The 931-nt window shown below is 51.3% G+C and carries 2 protein-coding genes; both read left to right on the forward strand.

Annotation, left to right across the window (positions count from 1 at the left end):
* The first annotated feature begins 46 nt into the window (after positions 1–46).
* A complete protein-coding gene (locus JTN23_RS25755; protein WP_247238003.1) occupies positions 47–520 on the forward strand; it encodes a winged helix-turn-helix domain-containing protein in 474 nt (157 codons plus the stop codon).
* Positions 483–931: IS630 family transposase (locus JTN23_RS25760; protein WP_247238004.1), on the forward strand; the 449-nt coding region annotated here is incomplete at its 3' end. The genes JTN23_RS25755 and JTN23_RS25760, both read left to right, overlap by 38 nt.

The raw sequence follows: 931 nt of genomic DNA on the forward strand, positions 1-931 counted from the left end.
TATTAATGCGTGAGTAGATCCGTAATAGTCAAACCTTGTACTTATTATGGCAAGCTATAAACAAACCGAGTACGAAGTGCTACGCCGGCGCTGTGTCGCCCTCCAGCAACAAGGATGGAAACAAGTCGCTATTGCTCATGCCCTAGGATTGACCCAAGGCTGGGTGAGCCGCACCTTGACTAAATATCGCCAGCAGGGTCAAGAAGCCTTAGCTTGGCAAAAACAGCCCGGTGCTAAGTCCCGGCTAACGGATGAACAGTTGATTGAATTGGTAGCCGAGCTAAACAAAGGTGCTGAGTATCATGGCTTCCCGGGCCATATCTGGACCCGACCCCGAGTCAATGAAGTAATTAAAAAGCTTTTTGGTGTCAGTTATGACCCCTCGCAAGTTGGGCGCATATTGAAAAAAGTGGGGTGGAGTCGTCAAAAACCCCAGCGCATAGCCCGTCAGCAGAACCAGCAGCGGGTCCAGCAGTGGCGTGATGAGCGCCTACCTGAACTTAAAAAAAGCCCAAACTGAGGGGCGCGTAATTCTGTATGTCGATGAAGCGGCTTGTTATTTATTACCCATGCTGGGACTGACTTGGGCACCGCGCGGTCAAACCCCCGTGCTGGTCGAACAAGCGGGTCGCGAGCATTTGAGCCTAATTGCAGCAATCGCTCCCAACGGGCGGATTTATGTAGCGGGCCAGGATCAGTCATTCACAGGCGAAGATATCGTTTGGTTTTTAGGCAAACTCTGCGGGCGCTACCGCAAGCGGAATCTGTTGGTTATCTGGGATGGGGCCTCTATTCATGGCGGCGAAGCAGTTAAAGCTTTTCTCAAAAAACGGCCTGGGCGGGTTCATTTGGAACGTTTGCCTGGCTACAGTCCAGAGCTTAACCCGGCTGAATTAGTTTGGAATCACCTCAAACGAGGCTTGAAGAATCG

It is taken from the genome of Telluribacter roseus, from assembly GCF_017355915.2.
Classification (GTDB): Bacteria; Bacteroidota; Bacteroidia; order Cytophagales; family Spirosomataceae; genus Telluribacter.